Genomic DNA, 26349 nt, shown 5'->3' on the forward strand with positions numbered 1-26349 from the left:
GCCGTCCGCACGGCTCCTCGGAACAACGACACCGGAGACAACACCATGCTGCAACGCAGACGCTTTTTGCACGGCGCCCTGGGCGCCGCCACGCTGGCCGCCGCCGCGCCCGTGATGGCGCAGGGCTGGCCCAACCGGGTGGTGCGGGTGATCATTCCCTTCCCGCCCGGCGGCACGCTCGACACGGTCGGCCGCATGCTGGCCCAGAAGCTGGGCGAGCAGATGGGCCAGACCTTCCTGGTCGAGAACCGTCCGGGCGGCAATGGCGCCATCGGTGCCGAGGTGGTGGCCAAGGCCGGCAACGACGGCTACACGCTGCTGTTCAACGCCTCGACCTTCACCACGGCGCCGATGACCATGAAGTCGGTGCGCTACGACGTGGTGCGCGACTTCGCGCCGGTGGCGCTGGTGGCCAAGGCGCCGCTGTCGGTGGCGGTCAACAAGAACCTGCCGATCACCGACGTGCGCTCGCTGATGGCCTACGCCAAGTCCAACCCCGGCAAGATGACCTTCGCGGTCGGCTCCATCGGCTCGGCCGGCCACCTGGCGACCGAGCTGTTGCGCCGCGCCGGCAATCTGGACTACCTGATCGTGCCCTACAAGGGCACAGCGCCCGCCTTCCAGGACCTGATCGGCGGGCAGATCGACGGCTTCATCGACCCGATCCTCGGCTCGCTGCAGTACCACAAGAGCGGCATGCTGCGCGTGGTGGCGGTCACCTCGGCCCAGCGCGCGGCCAGCCTGCCCGACGTGCCCACGGTGGCCGAGACGCTGCCGGGCTACGAGTTCTACAGCTGGTACGGCCTGTGGGCGCCGGCCGGAACGCCGGCCGACATCACCCGCCGCCTCAATGCCGAGACCAACAAGGCCCTGGCGGGCGAGATGAAGACGCTGCTGGGCTCGCAGGGCCTGCTGCTCACGCCCGGCACGGCGGAGGAATTCGCCGCCTTCCAGCAGGCCGACATGGAGCGCTCGCGCAAGATCATCACGGAGGGCAACATCCGTGTCGATTGAGGGCAGCACCGCAGTGCCGCAGCCCCAGCCGCATGCCGTCGTCAGCGGCAGCAGCAGCGGCATCGGGCGTGCCATCGCCATGGCGCTGCTCGATGCCGGCTGGCAGGTCAGCGGGCTCGACGCCGCGCCCGCCTCGATCGTGCATGCCGCCTTCACGGGCCACGCCATCGACCTGCGCGACGGCGCCGCCATCGCCCGTCTGTGCGCCACGCTGCCGCCGGCCCAGGCCCTGGTGCATGCGGCCGGCGTGCTGCGCGTCGGCCCGCTGGGCCAGCTCGATGCCGAGGCCGGCGAGCTGATGTGGCGCCTGCATGTGGACGCCGCCAGCCGCCTGGCCGACGCGCTGGTGCCCGGCATGGCCGAGCGCCGCCAGGGCCGGGTCGTCTTCATCGGCAGCCGGGTAGCGCAGGGCATGCCGGGCCGCAGCCAGTACGCGGCCACCAAGGCGGCGCTGGTCGCGCTGGCCCGCAGTTGGGGCGCCGAGGTTGCGGCGCAGGGCGTAACGGTCAACGTCATCTCACCCGCCGCCACGGCCACCGGCATGCTGCAGGACCCGGCCCGCGCCGGCAGTGCGCCGCGGCTGCCGCCCATCGGCCGGCTGATCGAGCCGGCGGAAATCGCCGCCCTTGCCACCTTCCTGCTCTCGCCCCAGGCGGCGGCCATCACCGGGCAGGACATCGCCATCTGCGGCGGCTCGTCGCTGCCCCGCTGAACCCGCTCTTTTCTTTTTCTTCGACCTATCACCCACGCGCTCGCCATGAAGATCGTCAACATCCTCGAATCCACGCGGCCCATCAAATCCAACATCCGCAACGCCTACATCGACTTCTCGAAGATGACCCTGAGCTTGGTGGCCGTGGTCACCGACGTGATCCGCGACGGGCGACCGGTGATCGGCTACGGCTTCAATTCCAACGGCCGCTACGGCCAGGGCGCGCTGATGCGCGAGCGCTTCATCCCGCGCGTGCTGGAGGCCGACCCGGCCAACCTGCGCGACGAGACGGGCGACAACCTCGACCCGCACCGCATCTGGGCCTGCATGATGAGCAACGAGAAGCCCGGCGGCCACGGCGAGCGCTCGGTGGCGGTCGGCACCATCGACATGGCGGTGTGGGACGCCGTGGCCAAGATCGAGGGCAAGCCGCTCTTCCAGCTGCTGGCCGAGCGCTACGGCAACGGCCAAGCCAACCCGCGCGTCTTCGTCTACGCGGCGGGCGGCTACTACCACCCGGGCAAGGGGCTGGATGGCCTGCGGCAGGAAATGGAGGGCTACCTGGCCCGCGGCTACTCGGTGGTCAAAATGAAGATCGGCGGCGCGCCGCTGGCCGAGGACTGCGAGCGCATCGAGGCCGTGCTCAAGATGCTGGCACCCGGCCAGCAGCTGGCCGTGGACGCCAACGGCCGCTTCGACCTGCCCACGGCACTCGACTACGGCCGCGCCCTGTCGCAGTACCCGCTCTTCTGGTACGAAGAGGCCGGCGACCCGCTGGACTACGAGCTGCAGGCCCGCCTGGGCGAGGCCTATGCCGGCCCGCTGGCCACGGGCGAGAACCTGTTCTCGATGCAGGACGCGCGCAACCTGATCCGCCATGGCGGCATGCGGCCCGACCGCGACTGGCTGCAGTTCGACTGCGCGCTGAGCTATGGCCTGGTCGAGTACCTGCGCACGCTCGACATGCTCAAGGACCACGGCTGGTCACCCAGCCGCTGCATTCCGCACGGCGGGCACCAGATGTCGCTGGCCATCGCGGCCGGCCTGGGCCTGGGCGGCAACGAAAGCTATCCCGACCTGTTCCAGCCCTACGGCGGCTTTCCCGATGGCGTGAAGGTGGACAACGGCCATGTGCACCTGCCGCCGCTGCCGGGCATCGGCTTCGAGGGCAAGGCCGACCTGATCGCGGAGATGCACGCGCTGGCGCGCTGATGGGCCAGCCGCCGGCGGCCGCTTCAGCGCTGCGCGATGCGCGCGCCGGTGAACAGGTCCTTGAACTCGCGCGGCTGCGAACGCCAGTACTGCCGCGGCGCGTTCACCTGGGCGCCGAGTTCGGCCGCGGCATGCCAGGGCCAACGCGGGTCGTACAGCATGGCCCGCGCCAGCGCCACCGCGTCGGCCTGGCCCTCGGCAATGGCGGTTTCGGCCTGGCGCGCCTCGGTGATCAGGCCCACACCCAGAGTTGGCAAGCCGACGCGCGCCTTGACCTCGCGGGCAAAGCCGAGCTGGTAGCCCGGGCCCACCGGAATCTTCTGCTGGGGCGACACGCCACCACTGGAGACGTGGATCGCGCTGCAGCCGCACGCCTTGAGCGCCTCGGCGAAGGCCACCGTGCTGGGCAGATCCCAGCCGCCATCGACCCAGTCGGTGGCGGAGACACGCACCCACACCGGCACCTCGGCCGGCACGGCGGCGCGCACGGCCTCGAACACCTCCAGCGGGAAGCGCATGCGCTTCTCCAGGGTGCCGCCGTAGCCGTCGCTGCGCGCATTGGCCAGCGGCGACAGGAACTGGTGCAGCAGATAGCCATGGGCCGCATGCAGCTCGATGCCCTGCAGGCCGACGCGCACGGCGCGCTTCGCGGCAGCGACGAAATCGTCACGGACCTTGGCCAGACCCGCATCGTCGAGCGCCGCAGGCGGCACTTCCCCATCGCCATGCGGCAATGCGCTGGGCGCCACGGCCAGCCAGCCGCCGGGTTCATCGGGACGCAGCTGGCTGCCGCCGTCCCAGGGCGCGCGGCTGGAGGCCTTGCGTCCGGCGTGGGCCAGTTGCACGGCGATCGGCATGTCGGAGTGCCCGCGTATCGCGCGGAGCATGTCGGCCATCGCCGCTTCGGACGCCTCGTCGTAGAGGCCCAGATCGGCCGGGCTGATGCGGCCCTCGGGCGAGACGGCGGTCGCCTCCAGGATCAGCATTCCGGCGCCGGACAGGGCCAGGTGCCCGTAGTGGATGCAGTGCCAGTCGGCCGCCCGGCCCTCCTCGGCGGAGTACTGGCACATGGGCGCAATGACGATGCGGTTGGGCAGCGTCAGTGCGCCCAGGCGCAGGGGTTCGAACAGGGGACTCATCCGGAAGGCTCCTCGGTGCGCAACAAAGCATCGGAGCCTAGCGGAGCACCGCGCCAACCGCCGCCGTGGGGCCAATGGCGCGCGGCGTTCGCGCGGGCGCTCAGCAGCCCAGCAGGTCCGCCAGATGCCCGATGTCCCGCGTGTGCAGGTCGTTGTCCGGCTGGGGCGAAACGTCCTTGGGACGCGACGGGCCGAACTCCGCGGGGCGCTCGATGTACGCGGTCGCCAGGCCGCAGTGACGCGCGGCCGCCAGGTCGTTGTGGTGGGCAGCGGCCAGCATCACGCGGTTGGGCGGCAGGTCGAACACGCCGGCCACGCCCAGGTAGGTGCGCGGATCGGGCTTGTAGGCCTTGAACACCTCGGCCGAGAGCACGCAGTCCCAGGGCAGGCCCGCGCGCTTGGCCATGTTGGTGAGCAGGCCGATGTTGCCGTTGGACAGCGGGCAGATGGTGTAGCGGCGCTTGAGCCGCGTGAGCCCCGCCACCGCATCGGGCCAGGCCGGCAGCCGGTGCCAGGCCCGGTTGAGTTCGCGCTTGGCAGCGCGGTCCAGCCGCTCGGGGCCGATGGAGAAGTCGGCCAGCACGGTCTCCAGGATGCTCAGGTGCAGCTCGTCGAGCAGGGTGAAGCCGCCCTCGCCTTCGGCCAGCCGTTCCATCACGGCCTTCATGGCGGGCTGGTAGCCGGCGCGCCAGGCCAGGGCGAAGGCGCTGCCGTCGGTACCGGGCAGCAGCCGCTCGACCTCGGCGGCGATGCCGCTGTGCCAGTCCACGACGGTGCCGAAGACGTCGAAGGCGATGACCTCGATGGAGGCGGGATCGAAAACGTTGGATGCAGTCATGACCAGCGACTCTAGCGCCCCGTGGCGCCAGCGTCCTGCATCAGCGGGACAGGGCCTTGGCCTCGCGGGCCAGGGTCTCGATGCGGGCCCAGTCCTTCTGCGCGATGGCATCGGCCGGCACGATCCACGAGCCGCCCACGCAGGCCACATTGGCGAGCGCCAGGAACTCCGCTGCATTGCCCGCATGGATGCCGCCGGTGGGGCAGAACTTCACCTCGCCGAAAGGGCCCTGCCAGGCCTTGAGCATGGGCGCACCGCCCGCCTGCAGCGCCGGGAAGAACTTGAGCTGCTGGTAGCCGTCTTCCTGCGCCATCATGATCTCGCTGCCGGTGGCCACGCCCGGCAGCAGCGGCAGGCCGAGATCGTGGCAGGCCTTGCCCACGGCGCGGGTGTAGCCCGGGCTGACGCCGAAGCGGGCACCGGCCAGCGCAGCCGCCTGCGCGTCGGCGGCGCTGCGGATGGTGCCGGCGCCGGCCACGGCCTCGGGCACTTCCTTGGCGATGCGCTCGATGCATTCCAGCGCCACCGGCGTGCGAAGGGTGACTTCGAGCATGCGGATGCCGCCGGCCGCCAGCGCGCGGGCCAGGGGCACGGCATCCTGCGGGTCCTGCAACACGATGACGGGAATGACGGGTGCGTCTTGCATCACGTCGAGGGCGGTGAGGGTCTGGTTCATGGCAGTGGGCCTTGGCAAGGCGTAAAGAAGGGTCGCAAAACAGAGAGCCGGTGCCGGGCTTACAGCCAGGTGCAGGCGCCCTCTTCCGCGGCAGTGGCGTTGCGGCGCATGCCGGCGAAGAGTTCGCGCCCCAGACCGCGGCCGTCGGCGGCGCGCTGCTCGGCCGACATCACGGCGGGCTCGCGCTGGGCCCATTCGTCGTCGGGCACCAGCACGGCCAGCGTGCCGGCCACGGCGTCCAGGCGGATCAGGTCGCCATCGCGCACCTTGGCCAGCGGGCCACCGGCAGCGGCCTCCGGCGAAACATGGATGGCAGCCGGCACCTTGCCCGACGCGCCGCTCATGCGGCCGTCGGTGACCAGCGCCACCTTGAAACCCTTGCCCTGCAGCACCGACAGCGGCGGCGTGAGCTTGTGCAGCTCGGGCATGCCGTTGGCCTGCGGGCCCTGCCAGCGCACCACGCAGACCACGTCGCGCTCCAACTCACCGGCCGCGAAGGCTTTCTGCAGCGCAGCCTGCGAGTCGAAGACCTGCGCCGGCGCCTCGATCACATGGCGGTCGTCGGGCACCGAGGACACCTTGATCACGCTGCGGCCCAGGTTGCCGGTGAGCAGCTTGAGTCCGCCGGTCGCGCTGAAAGGGTTGTTGGCCGGGCGGGCCACGTCCACGTCCTTCGACGGCCAGGCGGGCACCCAGCGCAGGCCGCCGTCGTCGGCGCCCTGCGGAATCTGCGCGTACTCGGCCAGGCCGCCGGGGCGCACGGTACGCACGTCGGCATGCATCAGGCCGGCCTCCATCAGCTCGTGGATCACGAAGCCGGGGCCGCCCGCCTGCTGGAAGCCGTTCACGTCGGCCGTGCCGTTGGGGTACACGCGGGTCAGCAGCGGCACCACGTCGGACAGCTGCGAGAAGTCGTTCCAGTCGATCAGGATGCCGGCCGCGCGCGCCACCGCCACCCAGTGGATCAGGTGGTTGGTCGAGCCACCGGTGGCCAGCAGCGCCACCATGGCATTGACGATGCAGCGCTCGTCCACCAGCTCGCCGATGGGCGGCACCGCGTAGCCGTCGGCAGCCGTCTTGCCGAGCACGGTGCGCACGGCCTCGCGCGTGAGGTGCTCGCGCAGGCCGTCGTGCGGCTGGATGAAGGCGGTGCCCGGCACATGCAGGCCCATGGCCTCCATCAGCATCTGGTTGCTGTTGGCCGTGCCGTAGAAGGTGCAGGTGCCCTGGTCGTGGTAGGCGGCCATCTCGGCCTCCATCAGGCCTTCGCGGCCGACCAGGCCTTGCGCTGCTTGCTCGCGCACCTTGGCCTTGGCGCTGTTCGACATGCCCGAGGGCATGGGGCCGGCCGGCACGAACACGGTGGGCAGGTGGCCGAAGTGCAGCGCGCCGATCAGGAGGCCCGGCACGATCTTGTCGCAGATGCCCAGCATCAGCGCGGCATCGAACATGTCGTGCGTGAGGGCCACGGCGGTGCCCATGGCGATGGTGTCGCGGCTGAACAGCGACAGCTCCATGCCCGGCGTGCCCTGCGTCACGCCGTCGCACATGGCCGGCACGCCGCCGGCCACCTGGGCGGTGGCGCCCAGCTTGCGGGCCTCGTCCTTGAGGACTTCGGGGTACGTACGGAAAGGCGCGTGGGCCGACAGCATGTCGTTGTAGGCCGTCACGATGCCGATGTTGGGCGCGCGCTCCGCCACGATGCGCAGCTTGTCGTTGGCGGGCACGCCGGCCACGGCGTGGGCCACGTTGGCGCAGCCCATGCGGTCGGAGCCGCGCTGGCGGCCGCCGATTTCGGCGATCTGCTGCAGGTAGGCCGTACGCAGCGCGCGGCTTTTTTCGCGGATGCGTTCGGTGACGGCGTGGAGCGTGGGGTGCAGGGAGGTGCGGGGCATGGCGGGCGCGTGGGGCTGGGGAAACTACGGAGTCAATCGTACGTCGCAACCGACCCGGCACGCGCGTCGGATTGCAACGCCCGCCCCGCGCGCCGGGCCGTCGCGGCGCGCCTTACTTGCCGCCGCGGGCCTTGGCGACCGCCGCGTTGACCGAATCCCAGGTTTCCTGGCCCACCGACTTGGCGATGCCGGCGTGCACCGACGTGAGCTTCTCGCGCATGCGGTTGGCCTCGGCGGCGGGCAGCTCGTTGACCTGCATGCCCTTGGTCTTGAGCTCGGCCAGGGCCTGGGCAGCCTCTTCGCGCGTGTCCTTGCGCTCGAAGTCGCGGCTCTTGACGGCGGCGTCCTGCAGCACCTTCTTCTCGGCGGGGCTGAGGGTGTCCCACCACTTCTTGCTCACGGTGACGATCCAGGGGCTGTAGACGTGGTTGGTGACCGTCAGGTACTTCTGCACTTCATAGAACTTGCTCGAGAGCACCGTGTTGTACGGGTTCTCCTGGCCGTCGACGGCGCGCGTCTCCAGCGCGGTGAACAGCTCCGAGAAGGGCAGCGGCACCGCATTGGCGCCCAGCGTCTTGAAGCTGTCGAGGAACACGTTGTTCTGCATCACGCGCAGCTTGACGTCGTTCAGGTCCTCCAGCTTGGTGACCGGCCGCTTGCTGTTGGTGAGGTTGCGGAAGCCGTTCTCCCAGTACACCAGGCCGACCATGCCCTTGGGCTCCAGCTTGGCCTTGACGGCCTCGCCGGTGGGACCGTCGAGCACCGTGTCGGCCTCCTTGGCGGTGGAGAACAGGAAGGGCGTGTCCCACACGGCCATTTCGGGCACCAGGCCGACCAGGGTGGCGGTGGAGCCGACCATCATCTCCTGCGCACCGCCGATCAGGGCCTGCTGCATCTGGGTGTCGGAGCCGAGCGAGGCATTGCCGATGCCGCGGATCTTCATCTTGCCGCCGGTCGCCTTCTCGACCTCCTGGGCAAAGAAGCGCACGGCGCGACCCTGGTTGGAGTTGTCGACCAGGCCGTAGCCGAAGCGCACGATGCGCGGCTTGAAGTCCTGGGCGTGGGCGGCACCGGTGGCCACGAGGGCGGCGACGAGGCCGGCGAGAGCGAAACGCATGCGCATGGTTGTCTTCCTTTGGATCGAGACGGGGGAACGGAAAGCGGATGAGCGGTGGGCGCCGCGGATCAGTGCATCCACGCCAGCGGCGCCGTGATGAGCTGCGGAAAGATCACCATCAGCACCAGCAGCAGCACGTACATCAGCAGGAAGGGCGTGGTGCCGCGGATGACGGTCTCCATCCGCAGCCGGCCCACGCCGGCCACCACGTTCTGCACCGTGCCCACGGGCGGGGTGATCAGGCCGATGCAGCCCACGTAGATGAACATGAAGCCGAAGTACACCGGGTCGATGCCGGCCTTGACGGCCAGCGGCGCGCAGACCGGCCCGAAGATCAGGATCGTGGGCGTCAGGTCCATCGCCGTGCCCACGGCCAGCAGGAAGACCATCATCAGCGCCATGAAGACCACCGGGTTGCCCATGACGCCGGCGAAGCTGTCGGCCAGCATGTTGGGCAGATCCGCCAGCGTGATCATGTAGGCCGTGACGGTGGCCGCGCCGCACAGGAACATCACCACGGCGGTGGTCTTGCCCGCGGCGAGGAACACGTCGTACAGGCGCGCCAGCGTCAGCTCGCGGTAGATGAAGGTCGACACCAGCAGCGCATAGACCGCCGCCACGACGGCCGCCTCGGTGGGTGTGAAGATGCCGCCCTTCAGGCCGCCCAGGATGATGACCGGCATCATCATGGCCCAGAAGCTGTGGCCCAGCGCCTTCACGCGCGCACCCCACGGCACGCGCGGCAGTGCCGCCAGCTGGTGCTTGCGCGCGATGAAGGCCCAGGCCGCGATCAGGAAGATGCCCATCAGCAGACCCGGCACCACGCCCGACAGGAAGAGCTTGCTGATCGAGGTGTTGGTCGTCACCCCGTAGATCACGAAGGGCATCGACGGCGGGATGATGGGCGCGATGATGCCGCCCGAGGCCAGCAGGCCCGCGCTGTAGCTGGAGGGGTACTGCTGCTCGCGCATCATCGGCAGCAGGATGGTGGCCAGCGCCGCGGTGTCGGCGATGGCCGAGCCGCTCATCGAAGCCAGCAGCACCGCCGCGCCGATGGCCACGAAGCCCAGGCCACCGCGGATATGGCCGACGAAGGCGCGGGCCAGGTCGATGATGCGGCGCGAGAGGCCGCCCGCGTTCATCAGCTCGCCCGCCAGGATGAAGAAGGGCACGGCCAGCAGCGGGAAGTTGTCGAAGCCGGCCTGCAGGTTCTGCGCCAGCAGCTGCGAGTCGAAGAAGTCCAGGTGCCACATCAGCGCCACGCCGGTGAGCACCAGCGCCTGCGCGATGGGCATGCCGATGGCCATGCCGCCGATGAGCACGGCCAGGAAGATGAAGGTGACGATCATGTTCTGCTCGGAAGGTGGGGCCGGGGCGTCATTCGAGGATGGCTTCGTCGTCCGCGCCTTCCAGCGGCTTGCCGCGGCGCAGTTCGACGGCCAGGGCCACCAGCAGCCCCAGGCCGAGCACCAGCGTGGCCGCCGCGCCCAGCGCCAGCGGATAGCCCAGCACCGTGCTGTAGCTGTCCATGCCCGCCTTGACCTGCTCCCAGGAGCCGATCACCAGCAGCACCAGGCACAGCCCGATCAGCAGGCGGCTCACCCAGAACAGCAGCCGCGCGGGCACCCCCGAGAGGCGCGAGGTCAGCATGTCGAAGCCCAGGTGCTTGGCCTCGAAGGCCGCCACGATGGCGCCGACGGCCACCAGCCACACGAACAGCAGTCGCGAGATCTCCTCGTACGACACGATGCTGGTCGAGAAGACATAGCGCAGCACCACGTTGACGAACACCGCCACGACCATGCCGGCCAGGGCCAGCACCATGAAGTGCTCGGCCAGGCGCTTGAGCAGGGGCGCGCGGGCGGGGCCCGAAGGGGTGGACAAAGAAGAAGAGGACGAGGTCGTCATGCGATGTCTCCAGCGTGTCGGTTGGCGGCCTGCGGCGCGGCGGGCCGGGCCCAGGCGGCGATCTCGGCGACCAGATCGGCCAACGGCCGCGTGGCGTCGAGCGTGAGCACGCCGGCCTCGCCCGTGGGCGACTCCAGCGTTGCGAACTGGTTGGCCACCAGCGCAGGCGAGAAGAAATGGCCGGGCCGGGACTTCACCCGTTCCAGCGCCTGGTCGAAATCGAGCGACAGGAAGGCGAAGCCCAGGCGCGGATTGGCGGCGCGCAGCCGGTCGCGGTACTTGCGCCGCAAGGCCGAGCAGGTGAGCACCACGCCGCCCGGTGCAGCCTGCGGCGTCAACAGCGCGGCCAGCCGATCCAGCCAACCGGCGCGGTCGGCATCGTCCAGGGGGACGCCCGCGCTCATCTTGGCGATGCTCTCGGGCGCGTGGTAGGTGTCGCCTTCGCACAGCGGCCAGCCCAGCGCATCGGCGCAGCCCTGGCCCACGCTCGATTTGCCGCAGCCGGACACGCCCATCACCACGATGGCAGCCGGCTGGAACGATGAGATAGCGCTATCCATTCGAATCCAAAAAAAGCTGCGCGGTTTCAGCCTGCGCAGCCGACGGGAGAGAGGAGAACCTCCCTCGACATGAAGAGCCGGTCGTTCAGATCGGGTTGATGCACCGCACAAACCCTGCTGGTCGATCCGACCGGATAGCGCTATCTTATTGAACAATGATTTCCCGCCTGCCTAGGACAAACCCTTGACCGACGCCACCCGCCGTCCCCGCCGCTCCAGCGGTCGCCTCACACTGGAAGACGTGGCGCGCGCTGCCAGCGTGAGCCCCATCACCGTCTCGCGTGCGTTGCGGGGCGAGCGAAGCGTGGACCCGGTGCTGGTCGAGCGCGTGCGGGAGGCTGCCGCGCGCCTGGGTTACGTGCCCGACCCTGCCGCCCGCGCCCTGGCCTCGCAGCGCAGCAGCCATGTCGCGGTGCTGATTCCGCTGCTCACCAACACCCTCTTTGTCGACCTGCTCGAAGCCGTCCAGCGCACCCTGCGCGCCAACGGCTTCCAGACGCTGATCGGCGTGACCCATTACGACCCGCGCGAGGAAGAGCAGTTGCTGCGCGAGCAGCTGATGCACCGCCCCGCCGGGCTCATCGTCACCGGCTTCGAGCGAAGCGAGGAGACCCGCGCCCTGATCCAGGCCAGCCGCGTGCCCTGCGTGCATGTGATGGAGACCAGCCGCGCCCCGGGCGTGCACTGCGTGGGCTTCTCGCAGCAGGACGCCGGCCAGGCGCTGACGGAACACCTGCTGGCGCGCGGCGCCCGCCGCATCGGGTACGCCGCCGCCCAGCTCGACGCCCGCGTCATGCAGCGCGCCGAGGGCTACCGCCGCGCCCTGCAGGCCGCCGGCTGCTACGACCCGGCGCTCGAATTCCTGCGGCCCGAGCCCTCCTCCTTCGCCCTGGGCGCGCAGATGTTCGGCCGCATCGTGGCCGAGGCGAAGCCCGACGCCATCTTCTTCTGCAACGACGACCTGGCCCAGGGTGCCCTGATGGCCGCGCCGCGGCTGGGCATTTCGGTGCCGCGCGACGTGGCCGTGGCCGGCTTCAACGACCTGCCCGGCAGCGACCAGCTGCTGCCCAGCCTGACGAGCGTGCGCACGCCACGGCGCGAGATCGGACAGGCAGCCGCCGGCATGCTCCTGCAGTTGATGCGCGGGACGCCGGTCGAACAGAGCTGCATCGAGCTGGCCTGGGAGGTGGTGGGGCGGGAAAGCGCCTGACCACGGCGCGCCGCGCCCGTCGGGCGTCAAGGCCCGTGCCTTGGAGCCAAGTCCGCGCCGCCGGGGAACATTCGACCGTCCCGGCACCTCATCCTTCTCTCTCTTTCAACATCGACGACACCAACACCATGGCCGCCGGCACCCTCTTCACCGTTCTTGCCAACATCCCCTGGGGCCAGGTCGTCGAGAACGCACCCAAGGTCGCGGAGGGCGCGGCGAAGCTGTGGGGCTCCGTCACCCGGCGGCGCCAGAGCGCGGAGCAGGCGGCAGCCACCGAGGCCGAGGCGCCGCCGGCCCGGCCGCTGACCGAGGCGGAGCAGCTTCGCCAGCAGGTCCAGCGCCTGGAAGGCGCCGTCCGGGACATCGAGGCGCAGATGCAGGCCTCGACCGAACTCATCAAGTCCCTGGCCGAGCAGAACACCCAGCTCATCGCCCGCATCGAGATGAACCGCGTGCGGCTGCGGCGCCTGAAATGGCTGGTCGCCGGCCTGGCCGCGGGGCTGGGTGCCACGGTCATCCACCTGATGGTGCGCTGATCGTGGGGCGTGGGCATTCGGGGTGCCCGTGTGCCGCGCCCATGAAAAAGCCCGGCGGTGCCGGGCTCGTCATGATGGGAAGAATGCCGCGTCAGTCGACCAGCTTGACCTCGACGCGACGCGCCCCCGCGTCGTCGCCCTGACCTGCGGCTGCGACGGCCGGCTTCTCCAGCGTGACCTTGTCCTCGGCCACGCCCAGCCCTACCAGCACGTCGCGCACGGTGATGGCGCGCTGCTTGGCCAGCTCTTCGTTCTTGGCCGGGTCGCCCGTGGTGTCGTGGTAGCCCGAGATGACCGCCTTGCGGCCGTTCTGCACGCCCTGCAGCACCAGGGCCAGCGCCTCGGCGGCGCCCGGGGCGATGTCGGCGCTGCCGGTGGCGAAGTAGAACTTCACCACGCCGCCTTCCACGCGCACGCTGGCGCCTTCGGGCACCACGGCCACCACCGTCTCGGTGATGACGGCCACGCCCGTGGCGGGGGCCGCCGGAGCGGTGCTGGCAGTGCCGGCTGCGTCGGCATTGCCGCTGCCGGGCATGCCGTAGTGGTAGACCGCGGCGCCGATCGTCGTGGCGACGATCAGGGCGATGAGCACGAACACCAGGCCAAGGGCAAAGCGTTGCTGGGAGTCGTCGTCGGGGGTGGACATGAGGCTGCGTCTCTCGGGATGTTGAAGGGTGGCCATGGAAGATGCCTTGGCAATAATGGGCCGCGTGAAGCCCGTTTCAGAAGCCGAAATTCTAGGTGCCACATCCCTGCCGCCCCTTGTCGGCGCGCATCCTCCGCCCGTGCGCGACCCCGGCCCGTTGCTCGAACGCACGATCGCCGAGTGGGGCGGCCATGACGACCTGTGGCTCTTCGGCTATGGCTCGCTGATCTGGAACCCGGGTTTCGACCACAGCGAAGCCCGGCCTGCCCAGGTGCGCGGCTGGCACCGGGCCCTGAAGATGTGGAGCCGCGTCAACCGCGGCAGCATCGACAAGCCCGGCCTGGTCTTCGGCCTGCTCAGCGGCGGCAGTTGCCGCGGCATGGTGTTCCGCATTCCGCAGACCATCGCCCTGGAGACGCTGGGCCGCCTCTGGCTGCGCGAGATGCCCACCGGCGTCTACGACCCGCGCTGGCTGCACTGCCGCACCGCGCAAGGGCCCGTGCGGGCCTTGGCCTTCACGCTGTCACGCAAGTCGCCCAACTTCACCGGCACGCTCAGCGAAGAGCGCTACCGGGAGATCTTCGCCACCGCCGTGGGCCGCTACGGCAGCTCGCTCGACTATGCACGGCAGACGCTCGAAGCCCTGCAGCGCCATGGCATCCGCGACTCTGCGCTGGCCCGTCTGTTGCGTCTGGCGACCCATTCACCGGCAGAAATGGCGACCTCCGCCGACAGCCAGGCACGCGCCGCATCGTTACACCTGAGCCCGTCCGATTCCCCTTCCTCACCCTCCAAAGGAACAATGCCATGACCCTCCGCTCCGCCCTGCCCTCTGCCCGCGTGCTGGCCGCCTGCACCCTCGCCGGCTCCAGCCTGCTGCTCGCCGCCTGCGCCGGCATGGGCATGGGCGCCTCGCGCGCCACGGCCACCCTGGCACCGACCGGCGCCGTGACGCCCAACCCGACCATGGGGCAGGTCACGCTCACCGCCCTGGACCACGGCGTGCGCGTGGCCGGCGAGGTGCGCGGACTGGCGCCCGGCTCGGAGCACGGCTTCCACATCCACGAGAAGGGCTCGTGCGCCGACAACGGCAATGCATCGGGTGGCCACTTCAACCCGGCCGGCGGCACGCACGGCAAGTTCGGCGCGCCCGGCAGCCATGCCGGCGAGCTGCCCAGCCTGGTGGCCGATTCCAACGGCGTGGCCCGCTTCAGCGTGGACATCCACGCCATCTCGCTGACCGACGGTGCCGCCAACAACGTGGTCGGCCGCGCCATCGTCGTCCACAAGGACCGCGACGACTACACGACGCAGCCGGCCGGCAATTCCGGCCCGCGCATCGCCTGCGGCGTGATCACCCGCTGAGGCAGCCTCAGAAGGCGGTGGTGATGGCGTCGACGACGTTGTAGGCCTCGTCCACCACCGGCATCCAGCGCCACTTGTCGAAGGTGGTGCAGGGATGCGAGATGCCGAGACCGACGCGCTCGCCCACCACCGGGGCGAGCGCGTCGTCGCTTTCGTCCCAGCGCAGGTAGGCGTGCTGGTCGTTGAGGGCGGTGATCTTCCAGCTGGCCGGTACGCCCGTGGGTGCCTGCGCACCGCGGACGGCCCGCGCGAAGGGAATGGGCATCGTGATGTCGAAGGAGACATCGCGCCGCCCGGCGGTGAGGATCGCGAGTCGCGGCTCGGGGCACGATTGAACCGCGGCCCAGACCTCCATGGCGGGGCGCAGCCCGTCCTCCGCGCAATCGCAGCCGATGCGCGCATTCACCTGGCCCACCATGCGGGTGTAGAAGCCGTGGTCGTGCGTCACGTAGCAGCCCGAGCGCAGCAAACCGCGCACCGGCCGCCCGAGTGCCGGCCGCAGGCGGCCCGCCACCAGGTCGAAGACGGCCGAGCCGCCGGCCGAGCACAGCACCTCGTCGGTGTCGAACAGGTCCTCGTCGGCGCACAGGCGGGCGACGGCCTGCACGCGGTCCATCAGGGCCGTGGCCAGCGCGGTGTCGGCGGCCGAGTCGCCCGTGGCCCACAGGCCTTCGTAGCACTCGATGCCCACCAGCCGTACCGCCGGGCTGGCGCCCAGCGCGCGGGCCAGGGCGATGGCCTCCTCCTGCGTGCGGCAGCCGGTGCGGCCGCCGTCCAGGCCGATCTCCAGCATCACCTCGAAGGGCCGGGCATCGGCATGCGCCGCAGTCCATGCCTCGATCAGCGCCAGCTGCGCGGTCGAGTCGACGAGGAAAACGACGCGCAGGCCCTCGTCCGCCGCCAGCATCTGCTGGATGCCGGCCAGATCCTCGTCCTGCATCACCTGGTTGGCGATGAGGCAGCGGCGCACGCCGGCCGCCACGCCGACGGCCAGTTGCGCGACGTTGGCGAAGGTGATGCCCCAGGCGCCGGCATCGATCTGCCGCGCGAACAGCTGCGGCGACATGGTGGTCTTGCCATGCGGCGCCAGGTCGATGCCCTGGCTGCGCACATAGCGCTGCATCCAGGCCAGGTTGTGGGCCAGGGCCTCGCGGCGGATCAGGGCCAGGGGCAGCGGCAGGTCGCCCGCCAGCACGTTCCAGCCGGCGGTGCCGATGGCGCTGCGGGCGCGCGGCGCCTGGGTGCGGGGATAGCCCTTGAAGGAGGCATCGAGAAGAGGATCGAGCAGTTCGGCAGTCATGATGGAAGAAGAGGCGCGCCCCGGACGCGGCGGCAGGAATGCCGGCGCGGGCCGGTGCGGCAGCCCTCCATTCTTGCCGGCCCCGCACGGCGCCGCCTGACCGGCCGCCGGGGCGCAGGGGCATGCGAGACTGCGCGGCCGTGGCGGCGCACTGCCCGCCACGCTTGGCCGTCCGTGGCGCAAAGGAAGAACTCATGAGCTTCGTCGCCCTCGATTGGGGCACCACTTCGCTGCGCGGCGCGCTCCTCGCCGAGGACGGCCGGGTGCTGGAAGAGCGCAGCGCCCCGCGCGGCATCCTGCACCTGGACGGCGCCAGCTTCGCCGAGGTGTTCGAGGCCTTCACCCTCGACTGGATGGCCGTGCCCGGCCGCCGCTGCCTGATCGCCGGCATGGCCGGCAGCCGCCAGGGCTGGGTGGAGGCGCCCTACTGCGCCTGCCCCTGCGGCGCCGGGGACATCGCGCAACAGGTCGTGCCGGTGGTGCCCGGCCGCATCGACATGGTGCCGGGCCTGGTGGACCACCAGTCCGGCGTGCCCGACGTGATGCGCGGCGAGGAGACGCAGATCCTGGGCGCCATGCGGCTCACCGGCCTGCGCGAGGGCCTCTTCGTGCTGCCCGGCACGCACAACAAGTGGGCCCGCGTGGCCGATGGCCGGGTGACGGGCTTTCGCACCTTCATGACGGGCGAGTTCTATGCGCTGCTGTCGCAGCAGTCGATCCTGGCGCGCACGCTGCAGGCCGACGCGCCCCTGGTGCGGCAGGCCTTCCTCGACGGCGTGGACCGCGCGCGCCGGGCTGACTCGCCAGGCCTGCTGCACCTGGCCTTCGGCATGCGGGCGCTGTCGCTCTTCGACCGCCTGAGCCCTGCGGCGGCGGCCAGCTACCTCTCGGGCCTGCTGATCGGCGACGAACTGCGGGCCCAGCCGCTGCAACCCGGCGTGCCGGTGGTGCTGGTGGGCAGCCCGACGCTGACCGAACGCTATGCCCTGGCGCTGGACAGCGTGGGCGTGCCGGCCCGGCTGCTCGACGCCCAGGCCACCTGGGCCGGTGCGCATGCCTTGTGGCGCGCACGGCAGGCCGCTGGCTGACATGCGCCGCGAACGCACCGCACCACTTCCAATGCGGACCCGTGAACCTCTGCCCGTTCGGACTGAGCCCGTCGAAGCCTGGGCGCAAGCCCTTCGACAGGCTCAGGGCGAACGGGCTGGCTGACTGGCGTCGCGGGCTTTCTTTCCCTTCCGACCTCCATCTCCATGACCGACCTGCTCCCCGCCTTCCAGCGCGCGCTCGCGCAACTGCCGCTCGTCGCCATCCTGCGCGGCCTCACGCCAGCCGAGGCGCCGGCCATCGGCCAGGCCCTGGTCGCATCCGGCTTCGGCCTGCTGGAGGTGCCGCTCAATTCGCCCGAGCCGCTGCAGAGCATCCGTCTGCTGCGCGAACAGTGCCCCGGTGCGCTGGTGGGCGCAGGCACGGTGCTGACGCCGCAGCAGGTGCGCGAGGTGCACGCGGCGGGCGGCCAGTTGATCGTGTCGCCCTGCTTCGATGCCGCGGTGGTGCGCGAGAGCGTCGCGCTGGGCATGGTCGCCCTGCCCGGCGTGCTCACGCCCACCGAGGCCTTCGGTGCACTGGCAGCGGGCGCCCATGCGCTCAAGCTCTTTCCGGCGGAGATGGCCTCGCCCGCCGCGGTGAAGGCGTTGAAGGCGGTGCTGCCGCGCGGCACGCCGCTGCTGCCGGTGGGCGGCATCACGCCCGAGAGCATGGCCGCCTGGCATGCCGCGGGGGCGGATGGCTTCGGCATCGGCTCGGCGCTCTACAAGCCGGGCAAGGCGACCGCGGCGGTGGGCGAGACGGCCCACGCCTTCGTGGCCGCGTGGCGCGCCTCCGCCGCCCAGGCCTGATCAGCCGCCGCGCGAATGCAGGAGCGACTCGGCGCGCGCCAGGTCGTCCAGCGTGTCGATGTCGGTCACCACGCCGGCATCGTCCACCGCCAGTTCGCGCACCGCGCCCCCCGCCCGCAGGGCCTTGAGCACGGGCGCGGCGCCCTGCTCGCCCGCCAGCGCCATCAGGGTCGGCCCGCTGGCCGCGCCGAAACCGACCGGATGGCCGCGCTCGCCCTGGAACACCGGCTGCGCCGCGCCGCGGTCGTCCAGCGCCTCGGCCACCGCACGCAGCGTGGCCGGCAGCACCAGCGGCAGATCCGCCGGCAGCACCAGCCAGCCCGGCGCGTCGGCCGTCGCACGGACCGCCGCGGCAATGGAGTCGCCCATGCCGGGATGGCCGACGTCCTCCACATGCCACGGCAGGCCGCTCGCGCGGACGGCATCCAGCGTGCGGTCGATGACGCGGCGGCCGGCCAGCAGCGCCTGCAGCTTGTGCCCCGCGCCGCCCGAAGCGCGGAAGCGTTCGCCCCGGCCGGAGGCCAGCACCAGCACGACGGGCAGGCGTTCGGGATTCATGGTCATGTCAAGACGTGATCGCGGGGTTGCGGCTGCGGTGGCCAGTCGGCGTCGCCGATGGATTCGCGCACCGAGGTCTCGATGCTCCAGCAGATGGCGTCGAGCGCCAGGTCGTTGGGCGCCTCGCCGAAGGGCTCCTCGATCTCCGAGCCCAGCGCCTCCAGCGCGAAGAAGGTGTAGGCGACCAGCACCACGATCACGGGCGTCATGGGCCCGATGGCGTCCACCAGCCCGAAGGGCAGCAGCAGGCAGTACAGGTAGATGGTGCGGTGGATGATGACGCTGTAGGTGAAGGGGATCGGCGTGTTGGCCAGGCGCTCGCAGCCGCCGATGGCGGCACCGATGCGGTCCAGCGGGCCTTCCAGCGCCGGCACGATGGCGGCCTCGGCGCGGCCCTGGGCGCGCAGGTCGCGCAGCCATTCGCCCGCCATCATCAGCAGCATCGCCGGCCGGTAGCGTGCCGCCATCACGCGCTGGGCCTCGGCGGCCGGCAGCAGGCGCACCAGATCGGCGGCAGGGTCGGTGCCGCGCAACTGGTGGCGCAGCGCATGCACCAGCGCGATGAGGCGCAGCGCCAGCACCCGCGCCTCGCCGCCGCCCTCGGCCAGGGTCAGCGCCTGCCGCACGGCGGCCCGGCAGTCGATGAGCAGCGCGCCCCACAGCATGCGCGCCTCCCACCAGCGGCCATAACTCGTGCTGTTGCGAAAGCCCAGGAAGATCGCCAGCGTCAGCCCGATCAGCGAGAAGGGCACGAAGTTCATCGGCACCTTCCAGCGCAGCACCTGGCCGTGCAGCAGCGTCACGACCACGGCCAGCGCCAGGGTCAGGGTCAGCTGCGGCAGGATCTGCGAAAGGATGGAGCCGCGCCAGACGAAGAGCAGGCGCAGCCAGTGCGGGCGGGGGCGGACGATCATGGGCGGCCGATGTTAGGCCTCGTCAAGGCGCGGCCTTCCACAGCACGGACAATGCCCGCCATGAGCGATCTGAAGACCTCCCTGGCCGACCTGCGCAAGAGCTACGAGCGGGCCGAACTCGACGAAACCCACAGCGCCGCCGACCCGCTGCTGCAATTCGAGCGCTGGCTCGGCGAGGCCATCGCCGGCCAGGTACCCGAGCCCAATGCCATGACGCTGGCCACCGTCGGCAGCGACCTGCGGCCCTCAACGCGCATCGTGCTGATCAAGGGCTACGACGCGCGGGGCATCGTCTGGTTCACCAACTACAACAGCCGCAAGGGGCAGGAGCTGGCGGGCAACCCCTTTGCCGCGCTGCAGTTCCACTGGGTCGAGCTGGAGCGCGTGGTGCGCATCGAAGGCCGGGTGGAAAAGGTCAGCGACGCGGAAAGCGACGCGTACTTCGCCAGCCGCCCGCTGGACTCGCGCATCGGCGCCTGGGCCAGCCCGCAGAGCCAGCCCATCGACGGCCGCGGCGTGCTGGTGGCGAATGCGGCCAGGTACAGCGCCAAGTTCCTGCTCAACCCGCCGCGCCCGCCGCACTGGGGCGGCTATCGGCTGGTGCCGGAGCGCTGGGAGTTCTGGCAGGGCCGCAAGAGCCGGCTGCATGACCGGCTCTGCTACCAGCAGGAAGGCCAGGGCTGGGTCAAGACGCGTCTGGCACCGTAGGGCCGACAGCACCACGCCCGACTCCGGCACGCCGGCTGCGCGCGCCGGTGAGGGCCAGCGCCGCCAGCAGGATGAGCGCCCCGCCGGCCGCGGCACCGGCCGACAGCCGCTCGCCCAGGAAGGCCACGCCCAGCCCCACGGTCACGACCGGCTCCAGCGTGGAGAGCACGGCCGCCTGCGTGGGCCCGACACGGCGCAGGCCGGCCACGAAGGCCGCGATGGCCACCACCGTGCCGAAGAGGGCCAGCGCCAGCATCGCGCCCCAGCCGGTGGCTCCTTGCGGCCAGCGGATGCCCTGGCACATCGCCAGCCCCAGGTAGCAGGCGGCCGCCGTGCCCAGCACCACTGTCGAGGCGGCCAGGCTGTCCACCGGCGGCTGGGCCCGGCTGCCGAGCAGGATGTAGGCCGAATAGCACAACGCCGAGGCCAGCGCCAGCAGCAGGCCGGTGGCCGTGCCCGCGATGGCGCCGCCCAGCACCAGGCACAGGCCTGCGGAAGCCAGGCCCAGGCACAGCGCCTCGGCCGCACCGAAGCGGTCCAGTCCCAGCGCCGCCGCGGCCAGCGCCACCAGGATCGGATAGACGTACAGCAGCAGCGCGACCGTGGCCGAGGACGCATGGTGCAGCGCGCTGAAATAGGTCCAGGCCATCAACGCATAGGCCAGCCCCATGAGCATCGCATTGGCCAGGGCGCGCCCGGCCGGAAAGCGCGCGCCACGCGCCCACGCCAGCCCTCCCAGTAATACCGCCGCCAGCGCGAAGCGCAGCATCAGCAGGCTGTGGGTGTCCATGCCCTGGGCATAGAGCACCTTGGCGAAGAGGGCCATGGCACCGAAGCCCAGGGCGGAAAGAAGAACGAGCAGTGCGCCCATGACGGTCCTGAAGTGTGGAAGGGTGCGGCGCCGTCGCACCTTGGAACGGCCGACGGCGGATGACTCAGCCAGAATGAGCCTTTGCCCCCGCGTTGCCACTGTAGGGCGGCCCGGAGGTTCACGGCAAACCAAAGCATTGGCGGCTGAGCCGCAACCGGATTGAGGCTATGACCCGCATGCTTCCTCCCCTTCCCGCCGTACGCGCCTTCGAGGCGGCGGCGCGCCACGGCAGCTTCGTGCGTGCCGGCGACGAGCTCTGCGTCTCGCCCGGCGCCGTCGGCCACCAGGTGCGCCTGCTGGAGGACTGGCTCGGACGCCCGCTCTTCGTGCGCCGGCCGCGGGCCGTCGAGCTGAACGAGGCCGGGCGCCGCTACCTGCAGGGCGTCGGCGTCGTGCTGGACGAGTTGGAGCGCGCCTCCGCCGCCCTGCGCCACGCGGCGGACGACCACGCGCTGACCGTCACCGCCCTGCCCTCCTTCGTCACGCGCTGGCTCATGCCGCGGCTGGGCGGCTTCCGGGCGCAGCATCCGCAGGTGGACCTGCGGGTGCTGGCGTCCATCCCGCCGGTGGACTTCGCCCGCGACCAGGTCGACCTGGCGTTGCGGCTGGGCCGCGGGCCCTATCCCGGGCTGGTGGCCGAGCCGCTGCTGCCCGAGACCTACATCGCCGTCGGCCATCCATCGCTGGCAGCCTCCCTGGCCGCGCCGGGGGATGTACTTGCCGCCACGCTGCTGCACGACGACCCCGAGCCCCGCATCCCCGAGCAGGTGGACTGGCCGCACTGGTGCGTCGCCCAGCAGTTGCGTGTTCCGGGGCGGCGTCTGCGCCAGGGGCTGCGCTTCTCGCACACCTACCTCACGCTGGAGGCCGCCGCGGCCGGCGAAGGCGCCGCGCTGGCCTCGGACGTGCTGGCCGCCGACGCCCTGGCCCAGGGCCGGCTGGCAGTGCTCCCGGGCCAGCCCGTGCCCGGCCCCTATGCCTACCACCTGGTGCACCCGCAGGATGTGCTGGACCGGCCCGCAGCGCGCGCCTTCTGCGACTGGTTGCGGCAGGAGGCCGCGCAGTTCCGCGAGGCGGCGGCGGCGCTGACGGCGTGAATCAGGGCAGGCGCAGATGAAAGCCCGCGCCTCGCCCTTCCAGGCCCGGGCCCAGGCGCACCTCGCCACCCAGCCGCGCGGCTGCCTGCCGCACGATGGCCAGCCCCAGCCCTGCACCGCGGGTGCGCGGATCCGCGCCACGGTGGAAGCGCTCGAACATCTGCGCAGCCGCCTCGGGCGCAATGCCCGGCCCATCGTCCTCCACCGACAGCCACAGCGGATGCGCCGAGCCGGCCAGCGTGACCACGATGCGCGTGCCCGGCGGCGTGTGGCCGATGGCGTTGGCCAGCAGGTTCTGCACGATGGACAGCAAGGCCCCGGGCTCGACGGCAACCGTCAGCCGGTCGGGTGCGACGAGGCTGAGGTCCATGTCGCGCGCCATGGCCGCAGGCGCCATGTCCGCCATCACCTGGCGCAGCCATTGCGCCACGTCGATCACCGGTGGCGCGGCCGAGGGCGCATCGTCCAGCCGCGCCAGATCCAGCAGTTGTTGCGTCAAGTGCGACGCACGGGCAATGGCCGACTCCAGTTGCTGTTGCGCCTCGCGCCGCTGGCCGGCATCGGCGGCGCCGACCAGCGCGTGGGCCTGCGTCGCGATCACGGCCATGGGCGTGCGCAGCTCGTGGGCCGCGTCCTGGACGAAGGCCCGCTCGCGGTCGATGCGGGCCTTGAGCTTCACCAGCAGGCCGTCCAGCGCTTCGGCCAACGGCTGCAGCTCGGCATGCCGAGCCTGGAAGCCCAGCGGCGCCAGGTCCGTCGGCGAGCGGCGCTGCAGTTGCTGCGTGAGTTGGCGCAGCGGCCGCAGGCCCAGCGCCACGGCCAGCCAGGCCGGCACCAGCACCAGCGGAAGGGCGATCAGCAGATAGGGCAGCACGGCCCGCGTGTTGTTCGGCACGACGAGTGCCAGCGTGCGCTCCGGCTCGGCGGCGTAGACACGCCAGCGGCCGGCATCGGCACGGTAGATCCAGTAGGACACGCCATCCATGTCCATCGTGCGCACGCGTCCAGGCGGCGCGCTGAGCGCCCGGTCGCGCAGCAGCGGCGCGCTGAACAGCAGCCGCCCCTCCCGATCCTCCAGCCGGAAGACCAGCGTGCCGGTCGGATTGCCGCCCAGACGCAGCCGGCCGTAGATGGTCTGCATGGCCCGCACCGTCGCCACCGCCTGGGCCTCGTCGTCGATGGCGGCCAGCGCCTCGCCCAGGCCGCCACCCAGGCGGCTCAGCGGCTGGCTCACCGCGATCGATTGCCGGAAGCTCAGCCACATGTAGGCCTGCAGCACCGCGAGCACCAGCACGAAGGACAGCAGCACCACGAGGAAGAGGCGCCGCGACAGCGACCGTCGCCAGATCGTCATGGCGTGACAAGCAGGTAGCCCACGCCGCGCACGGTGCGGATGCGGTCGGCGCCGATCTTGCGGCGCAGGTTGGAGACATGGACCTCGACGGTGGCGAAGTCCAGCGCCTCGCCCAGCGGCTCCATGCGCTGGGCCAGCAGGCCCTTGGGCAGCACGGTACCGGGCTCGCGCGCCAGCTCCAGCAGCAGGCGGAACTCCCGCGGCGACAGCTCCAGCGCTTGGCCGTCCAGCCGGGCCGCGTGGCCGCGCGGCTCCAGCGTCAGGCCGCCACCCAGCGTCCAGTGCTCGCTGGCCTGCCGGGCCGAGCGGCGCAGCACGGCGCGGATGCGCGAGATCAGCTCAGCCGTGGCGAAGGGCTTGACCACGAAGTCGTCGGCTCCGGCGTCGAGGCCGGCGGTGCGGTCCTCCACCGCCGAGCGCGCGGTGATGACGATCACCGGCAGTTGCTGCCCGCTGCGCCGCCACCGCGTGAGCAGCGACTGGCCGTCGCCGTCGGGCAGGCTCAGGTCCAGCAGCACGCAGGCGAACTGGGCCGCGTCCAGCACCGCGGGCGCATCGGCGGCGCGGCGCAGCCATTCGCTGCTCAGGCCCTCGACCTTGAGCGCCGCCTGCAGGGCGCGGCCGAGGTCCAGGTCGTCTTCGATCAACAGGAGGTGCACGGCAGGGATTGTGGCGGGCGCTTTCTTTGGCGAAGCCAAAGGTGCGGCCGCCACAATGCCGCGGCCAGAGGGATCTCAGGAGGAGTGTTCGATGACGTCTCGTACCCTGCGCCGCCTTGTGGCGCTCGCCGCACTGGGCCTGCTGCTGACCGTGGCGGGCTGCGCCACCGCACCCAGCCACCCGGCCGTCCAGGCCGCCGCCCGCGAGGGCCGGCTGCCGCCGCTGGTGCCGATGCGGCGCTTCGTGGCCGACCTCGACTTTGCGGACGGCCACATCGTCTCGCCGGACGGACGGCGGCTGCTATGGCGCCAAGTCGTGGGCACCGACATCGGCCTGGCCGTGCGTCCGGCTCTGCCCGAAGACGGCGCTGGCGCGCCGCGGCGCATCGCGACCGGCACACTCGCGCGCCCGGGTGCCTCCGGTGCCACCTATGCCTGGCTGCCCGACAGCCGCCATATCGCCTACCAGAAGGACTTCCGCGGCGACGAGAACACGCAGTTCTTCGTGGTGGACGCCGACAACCCCGAGGCCTCGCCCTGGCCCGTGACGCCCTGGCCGGGCGTGCGCTCCACCTTCGTGGCACGCGGGGCACCCGGCACTGCGCGCTTCTTCTTTGCGAGCAACCGGCGAGAGCGCAGCAGCATGGACCTGTACGAGGCGGATGCCGTCACGCGCACCATTCGGGAAGTGGCCCGTCGCGAGGCGGACGGCCGCGTGATCGGCTGGCTGATCGGCACCGACCACCAGCTTGCCGCGCGCTGGCGCCAGCTCGGCCCCGCGGACGGCGCGGACGTGGCGGTCGAGCTGCGCCAGCCCGACGGCGGCTGGCGCCGGCTGCGCACGGTGCCGGCCTTCTCCTTCTTCTCGATCCACCGCATCGACCCCGCCGCCGGCAGGCTCTGGGCCATGACCAACATGGGCCGCGACAAGGTGGCGCTGGTCGAGGTCGACCTGACCACCGACCGCGAGACCGTGCTTGCCGAGCATGCCGAGGTCGACCTCGACGGTGCGTGGTTCCCGCCAGCGGCGGGCGGGCCGTATGCCGTCTCCCTCCTGCCCGGCCTGCCGCAAATGAACTACCTGGACGCTGGCATCGGCGCCGAAGTGGCCCGCGCCGCCGACGAGGCCCTGGCCCGGGACTGGATCGATGCGCCGCCCGTGATCACCCGGCCCACCAGCACGGCCCAGGACAACCAGCGCATGGTGCTGCGCGCCACCACGCAGACCGAGGCGGTGGAGATGCTGCTCGACCGCGCGACCGGCCGCCTCGAGCGGCTGACGCCGCCGCGCCGGCCCGAGCCCGGCCTGTTCTCGCCCATGACGCCGTTTGCCTTCACCGCCTCCGATGGCCTCAGGATCCATGGCTACGTCACGCGCCCGAGTGGCGTGCAGGGGCCGGCGCCGACCGTCGTCGCGATCCACGGCGGCCCGTGGGTCCGCGACACCTGGCAGCTGGCCGGCTACACCTTCGCCCAGATGCTGGCCAATCGCGGCTATGCGGTGGTCCAGGTCAACTACCGCGGCTCGGCCGGCTACGGCAAGGCGTTCATCGAGGCGGGCAACGGCGAATACAACGGCCGGATGCAGCAGGACATCGCCGAGGGCACGCAATGGGCCATCGACCAGGGCATCGCGGACCCGAAGCGGCTGGCCGTGCTGGGCGCCAGCTTCGGTGGCTTCTCGGTGCTGGCCCAGCTGATCCAGAAGCGGCAGGACTGGCGCTGCGGCGTCGACATGGTCGGTGTGGCCAACTGGCCGCGGGTGATCGAGAACTGGCCGCCCTTCTGGCGCAACCGCCACTACTTCGCGCGCACCTTCGGCGACGTCAACGACCCGACGCAGCGCGCACGCATGCTGGCCAACTCGCCCATCAGCCAGATCGACCGCATCGACGTGCCGCTGCTGGTGGTGCACGGCGACAACGACGTGCGCGTGCTGCGGCAGGATTCCGACGAGGTGGTCGCCGCGCTGCGGGCGCTGGGCCGGCCGGTGACGCACCGGCGCTTCGCCGACGAGGGCCATCAGGTGCGCCACTGGCGCAACCGCCTGGCCATGTGGCGTGCCACCGAGGACATGCTGGCCGGCTGCCTGGGCGGGCGCAGCGCAGGCTTCGACCTGTTCGAGCTGATGCCGCGATGAGTCCGCGGCTCGCACAATGGCT

27 protein-coding genes are annotated in these 26349 nt (G+C 71.3%); 12 read left to right on the top strand and 15 right to left on the bottom strand.

Translation table 11 applies throughout. The features are described from left to right. The first annotated feature begins 48 nt into the window (after positions 1-48). The 3 genes from KBC94_RS10660 to KBC94_RS10670 are packed head-to-tail and all read left to right on the top strand — an operon-like array spanning position 49 to position 2938. Positions 49-1014 (top strand): tripartite tricarboxylate transporter substrate binding protein, encoded by a 966-nt coding sequence (locus KBC94_RS10660; RefSeq protein ID WP_294369912.1) that lies wholly within the window; start codon positions 49-51, stop codon positions 1012-1014. Beyond that, complete coding sequence (locus KBC94_RS10665; protein ID WP_294369730.1) at positions 1004-1726, top strand: SDR family oxidoreductase; 723 nt, start codon at positions 1004-1006, stop codon at positions 1724-1726. Before KBC94_RS10660 ends, KBC94_RS10665 begins: the two co-directional genes overlap by 11 nt. 45 nt (positions 1727-1771) lie before the next feature. Beyond that, a complete protein-coding gene (locus tag KBC94_RS10670; RefSeq protein WP_294369732.1) occupies positions 1772-2938 on the top strand; it encodes a mandelate racemase/muconate lactonizing enzyme family protein in 1167 nt (388 codons plus the stop codon). A gap of 23 nt (positions 2939-2961) precedes the next feature. Here the strand turns inward: KBC94_RS10670 and KBC94_RS10675 are convergent, their stop codons facing one another. From KBC94_RS10675 to KBC94_RS10710, 8 genes are all read right to left on the bottom strand, one after another. After that, complete coding sequence (locus KBC94_RS10675; RefSeq protein ID WP_294369734.1) at positions 2962-4077, bottom strand: NADH:flavin oxidoreductase/NADH oxidase; 1116 nt, start codon at positions 4075-4077, stop codon at positions 2962-2964. 100 nt (positions 4078-4177) lie between these two features. Further along, positions 4178-4915, bottom strand: a complete 738-nt coding sequence (locus tag KBC94_RS10680) for a haloacid dehalogenase type II (RefSeq protein WP_294369736.1) — start codon at positions 4913-4915, stop codon at positions 4178-4180. 40 nt (positions 4916-4955) lie between these two features. Further along, a complete protein-coding gene (gene eda, locus KBC94_RS10685; protein WP_294369737.1) occupies positions 4956-5591 on the bottom strand; it encodes a bifunctional 4-hydroxy-2-oxoglutarate aldolase/2-dehydro-3-deoxy-phosphogluconate aldolase in 636 nt (211 codons plus the stop codon). Between the two features lie 59 nt (positions 5592-5650). Beyond that, entirely contained in the window at positions 5651-7486 is a 1836-nt protein-coding gene (gene edd / locus KBC94_RS10690) for a phosphogluconate dehydratase (protein ID WP_294369738.1), read from the bottom strand. A gap of 112 nt (positions 7487-7598) precedes the next feature. Continuing rightward, positions 7599-8609 (bottom strand): TRAP transporter substrate-binding protein, encoded by a 1011-nt coding sequence (locus KBC94_RS10695; protein WP_017759767.1) that lies wholly within the window; start codon positions 8607-8609, stop codon positions 7599-7601. A 62-nt stretch (positions 8610-8671) separates the two neighbouring features. Further along, the gene (locus KBC94_RS10700; RefSeq protein ID WP_294369742.1) at positions 8672-9952 is read right to left on the bottom strand and encodes a TRAP transporter large permease subunit; all 1281 of its coding nucleotides are present in this window, start codon (positions 9950-9952) and stop codon (positions 8672-8674) included. Between the two features lie 28 nt (positions 9953-9980). Further along, a complete protein-coding gene (locus tag KBC94_RS10705; RefSeq protein ID WP_294369744.1) occupies positions 9981-10511 on the bottom strand; it encodes a TRAP transporter small permease subunit in 531 nt (176 codons plus the stop codon). Further along, positions 10508-11071, bottom strand: a complete 564-nt coding sequence (locus KBC94_RS10710; protein ID WP_294369746.1) for a gluconokinase — start codon at positions 11069-11071, stop codon at positions 10508-10510. The genes KBC94_RS10705 and KBC94_RS10710 overlap by 4 nt, the downstream gene beginning before the upstream one ends. A gap of 184 nt (positions 11072-11255) precedes the next feature. On the opposite strand from KBC94_RS10710, the gene KBC94_RS10715 reads away from it, so the two are divergent. Beyond that, positions 11256-12281 (top strand): LacI family DNA-binding transcriptional regulator, encoded by a 1026-nt coding sequence (locus tag KBC94_RS10715; protein WP_294369749.1) that lies wholly within the window; start codon positions 11256-11258, stop codon positions 12279-12281. A 128-nt stretch (positions 12282-12409) separates the two neighbouring features. Then, positions 12410-12817: a hypothetical protein gene (locus tag KBC94_RS10720; protein WP_294369751.1), complete on the top strand. Its 408-nt coding sequence runs from the start codon at positions 12410-12412 to the stop codon at positions 12815-12817. A gap of 91 nt (positions 12818-12908) precedes the next feature. On the opposite strand, the gene KBC94_RS10725 is transcribed toward KBC94_RS10720, so the two are convergent. Continuing rightward, positions 12909-13463, bottom strand: a complete 555-nt coding sequence (locus KBC94_RS10725; protein ID WP_294369752.1) for an OmpA family protein — start codon at positions 13461-13463, stop codon at positions 12909-12911. Positions 13464-13602: 139 nt separating this feature from the next. Here KBC94_RS10725 and KBC94_RS10730 point away from each other — a divergent pair, with 139 nt between their 5' ends. Beyond that, entirely contained in the window at positions 13603-14274 is a 672-nt protein-coding gene (locus tag KBC94_RS10730) for a gamma-glutamylcyclotransferase (protein WP_294369754.1), read from the top strand. Further along, complete coding sequence (locus tag KBC94_RS10735) at positions 14271-14828, top strand: superoxide dismutase family protein (RefSeq protein WP_294369756.1); 558 nt, start codon at positions 14271-14273, stop codon at positions 14826-14828. The genes KBC94_RS10730 and KBC94_RS10735 overlap by 4 nt, the downstream gene beginning before the upstream one ends. Before the next feature lie 7 nt (positions 14829-14835). Here KBC94_RS10735 and KBC94_RS10740 read toward each other — a convergent pair whose 3' ends face one another. Then, a complete protein-coding gene (locus KBC94_RS10740) occupies positions 14836-16128 on the bottom strand; it encodes an amino acid deaminase (protein WP_294369758.1) in 1293 nt (430 codons plus the stop codon). A gap of 194 nt (positions 16129-16322) precedes the next feature. On the opposite strand from KBC94_RS10740, the gene KBC94_RS10745 reads away from it, so the two are divergent. Beyond that, positions 16323-17216 carry a 2-dehydro-3-deoxygalactonokinase gene (locus KBC94_RS10745; protein WP_294369760.1) on the top strand — a complete coding sequence of 298 codons (894 nt, stop codon included), beginning with the start codon at positions 16323-16325 and terminating at the stop codon, positions 17214-17216. Between the two features lie 165 nt (positions 17217-17381). Continuing rightward, a complete protein-coding gene (locus KBC94_RS10750) occupies positions 17382-18026 on the top strand; it encodes a 2-dehydro-3-deoxy-6-phosphogalactonate aldolase (RefSeq protein WP_294369762.1) in 645 nt (214 codons plus the stop codon). Here the strand turns inward: KBC94_RS10750 and KBC94_RS10755 are convergent, their stop codons facing one another. Further along, positions 18027-18590 (bottom strand): NTP transferase domain-containing protein, encoded by a 564-nt coding sequence (locus KBC94_RS10755; RefSeq protein WP_294369764.1) that lies wholly within the window; start codon positions 18588-18590, stop codon positions 18027-18029. It lies immediately after the preceding gene. Continuing rightward, positions 18587-19498: a bestrophin family protein gene (locus tag KBC94_RS10760; protein ID WP_294369767.1), complete on the bottom strand. Its 912-nt coding sequence runs from the start codon at positions 19496-19498 to the stop codon at positions 18587-18589. Before KBC94_RS10760 ends, KBC94_RS10755 begins: the two co-directional genes overlap by 4 nt. Positions 19499-19558: 60 nt before the next feature. On the opposite strand from KBC94_RS10760, the gene pdxH reads away from it, so the two are divergent. Further along, positions 19559-20206 carry a pyridoxamine 5'-phosphate oxidase gene (gene pdxH / locus KBC94_RS10765; RefSeq protein ID WP_294369768.1) on the top strand — a complete coding sequence of 216 codons (648 nt, stop codon included), beginning with the start codon at positions 19559-19561 and terminating at the stop codon, positions 20204-20206. Here the strand turns inward: pdxH and KBC94_RS10770 are convergent. Then, positions 20184-21077, bottom strand: coding sequence for an EamA family transporter (locus KBC94_RS10770; protein WP_294369769.1), 894 nt, complete (start codon positions 21075-21077; stop codon positions 20184-20186). The two genes, pdxH and KBC94_RS10770, sit on opposite strands and share 23 nt — an antisense overlap. Positions 21078-21253: 176 nt before the next feature. Here KBC94_RS10770 and gcvA point away from each other — a divergent pair, with 176 nt between their 5' ends. After that, a complete protein-coding gene (gene gcvA, locus KBC94_RS10775; protein ID WP_294369771.1) occupies positions 21254-22174 on the top strand; it encodes a transcriptional regulator GcvA in 921 nt (306 codons plus the stop codon). A gap of 1 nt (position 22175) precedes the next feature. Here gcvA and KBC94_RS10780 read toward each other — a convergent pair whose 3' ends face one another. Together KBC94_RS10780 and KBC94_RS10785 are read right to left on the bottom strand one after the other, a co-directional pair. Next, a complete protein-coding gene (locus KBC94_RS10780) occupies positions 22176-23528 on the bottom strand; it encodes an ATP-binding protein (protein ID WP_294369773.1) in 1353 nt (450 codons plus the stop codon). Further along, the gene (locus tag KBC94_RS10785; RefSeq protein WP_294369774.1) at positions 23525-24187 is read right to left on the bottom strand and encodes a response regulator; all 663 of its coding nucleotides are present in this window, start codon (positions 24185-24187) and stop codon (positions 23525-23527) included. Before KBC94_RS10785 ends, KBC94_RS10780 begins: the two co-directional genes overlap by 4 nt. Before the next feature lie 91 nt (positions 24188-24278). Between KBC94_RS10785 and KBC94_RS10790 the strand changes: the two genes are divergently transcribed. Further along, positions 24279-26327 (top strand): prolyl oligopeptidase family serine peptidase, encoded by a 2049-nt coding sequence (locus KBC94_RS10790; protein ID WP_294369775.1) that lies wholly within the window; start codon positions 24279-24281, stop codon positions 26325-26327. Positions 26328-26349: the final 22 nt, after the last annotated feature.

Source organism: Pseudacidovorax sp., from assembly GCF_017991995.1.
Lineage (GTDB): Bacteria > Pseudomonadota > Gammaproteobacteria > Burkholderiales > Burkholderiaceae_C > Xenophilus.